General features: G+C 63.3%; 2 protein-coding genes. One reads left to right on the top strand and one right to left on the bottom strand.

Going from position 1 to position 2,126, the window contains the following annotated elements; genetic code table 11:
- Positions 1 to 125 precede the first annotated feature (125 nt).
- Positions 126 to 989, bottom strand: coding sequence for a formyltetrahydrofolate deformylase (gene purU / locus Q7U29_RS03495; RefSeq protein WP_304738472.1), 864 nt, complete (start codon positions 987 to 989; stop codon positions 126 to 128).
- Positions 990 to 1,142: 153 nt separating this feature from the next.
- Here purU and Q7U29_RS03500 point away from each other — a divergent pair, with 153 nt between their 5' ends.
- Complete coding sequence (locus tag Q7U29_RS03500; RefSeq protein ID WP_304738475.1) at positions 1,143 to 1,985, top strand: uroporphyrinogen-III synthase; 843 nt, start codon at positions 1,143 to 1,145, stop codon at positions 1,983 to 1,985.
- Positions 1,986 to 2,126 lie beyond the last annotated feature (141 nt).

A 2,126-nucleotide genomic window follows, 5' to 3' on the forward strand; every position in this document is an offset into this window, starting at 1 on the left:
GGGCGCCAATGTCGCGATGGGCATCCGCATGATGAAGGACATGACCTTCGATTCCGCACCGGCCACGCGCGACTTCGGCTGGAATCCGAGAGCCTTCAATCCCAAATTCGACTGACGCAGTTCCGTCAGTCCATGAACACCACGGTCTTGCGGCCGTTGAGGATCACGCGATCCTCCAGATGATGGCGCATGGCGCGCGCCAGCACGCGGCGTTCGATATCGCGGCCCTTGCGAACCAGGTCTTCGGGCGTATCGCGGTGGCTGATGCGCTCGACGTCCTGGTCGATGATCGGCCCCTCATCGAGCGCGCTGGTGACGTAATGCGCGGTGGCGCCGATCAGCTTGACGCCGCGCTCATGCGCCTGGTGATAGGGCCGCGCGCCCTTGAAGCCCGGCAGGAACGAATGATGGATGTTGATGCAGCGTCCCGACAGCCGCGCCGACATCTCGTCCGACAGGATCTGCATGTAGCGCGCCAGCACCACGAGGTCGGTCCTGGTCTCGCCGACCAGATTCCAGACCGCGGTCTCCTGCTCGCGCTTGGTCTCCTTGGTGACCGGCAAGTAGTGAAACGGAATGTCGCCGAAATCGAGATTGCTGTAGGTGTCGCGCGGATGGTTGGAAACGATCGCGGTCGGGATCATCTCGAGTTCGCCGGTGCGCCAGCGATACAGGATGTCGGCGAGGCAGTGATCGGATTTCGAGACCAGCAGCATGACCCGGCGACGGCTGGCGCGGTCGCGCATCAACCACTCCATGCCGAAGCGTTCGGCGATTGCCCCGAAGCCGGTCTGCAGCGAAGCCAGATTGACCGCGAGATCGGCGGCATTGAACACCACCCGCATGAAGAAATGACCGGTCTCGACGTCGTTGAACTGCTGGGCATCGAGAATGTTCTGCCCGTTATGGGCCAGGAACGTCGATACGGCCGAAACGATGCCGGGACGGTCCGGGCAGGACAACGTCAGAACGAACTGATGATCGGGCATGGCGAGCTTGATGACTTCCGGGAGACGGGGGCGGAACGGCGATTTGCGGCCTGCTCTATCACCCGGAACGCCCTTGCGCCAATCCCGGTCGGGGCGTCATGATGAACAAACAACAGGCGACACGTTAGAGCAGAATCGCGTTAGAGCAGGATCATGGCTGACAGACTGAACGGCTATCGCATTCTGATCCTGGAAACCCGTGAAGAGGCGCAGTTTTCCCGCCTGCTCACCGAGCAGGGCGCGGACGTTGTGCAATGTCCGATGTTCACCATCCACGACGCCCCGGATTCCGCGCCAGTCGAGGCCTGGATCGGCCGTTTCATCGCAGACCCCTGCGACGATCTGGTGCTGATGACCGGCGAGGGTCTGCGGCGGCTGATGAAGCTGGCGCGGCGGACCGGCGTCGATCAGGAATTGATCGCGGCCTTCGGCAAGGCGCGCAAGTTCGCGCGCGGCCCCAAACCCGGCCGGGCGCTGCGCGAGATCGGGCTGGAGCCGCAGGTGACGACGGAGAAGCCGACCTCGGAAGGTATTGCCGAGATGCTGTCGCGGGTCGATCTGGCGGGCCATCGCATCGGCCTGCAGCTCTATCCGGACAAGGATCACAGCGCGCTGATCGGCGCGATCACGGCGCAAGGCGCTGAAGTCGACACCGTGCTGCCCTACGTCTACGACGCGCAGGCCGCCGAAACCAACATCATCACCGCGATCGACGAGATGGCGCAGGGCCGGATCGACGCGATTGCGCTGACCAGTTCGGGCCAGGCGCGCCGCCTGTTCGACGTCGCGCGGGCGCATGGATGTGAAGCGCGATTGCGCGAGGGGCTGGCGCGCACGCCGATCGCCTCGGTCGGGCCTGTCGTGTCAGACGAGTTGAAGTCCCACGACCTGCGCACGGACATCTATCCCGCCAACGACGCCTTCTTCATGAAACCGCTGATATCGGCGATGGCGGTTTCGCTCGGCAAGACCGCCCCGCGCAACGCGGCCAGCTAGGCCCGGACCAAAAATCTCGAAAACAACCCCATGCACAGTAAGGAGGACGCCGGTTTGGCGCCCGAAAACCTTACCTTGATACCATTTCACTAGTCCACCTTGGCGCCGGCAAACTTCACCACCTTGCCCCATTTTTCCGTT

The sequence above is a fragment of the Bradyrhizobium sp. genome (assembly GCF_030654605.1).
Taxonomy (GTDB): Bacteria; Pseudomonadota; Alphaproteobacteria; order Rhizobiales; family Xanthobacteraceae; genus Bradyrhizobium.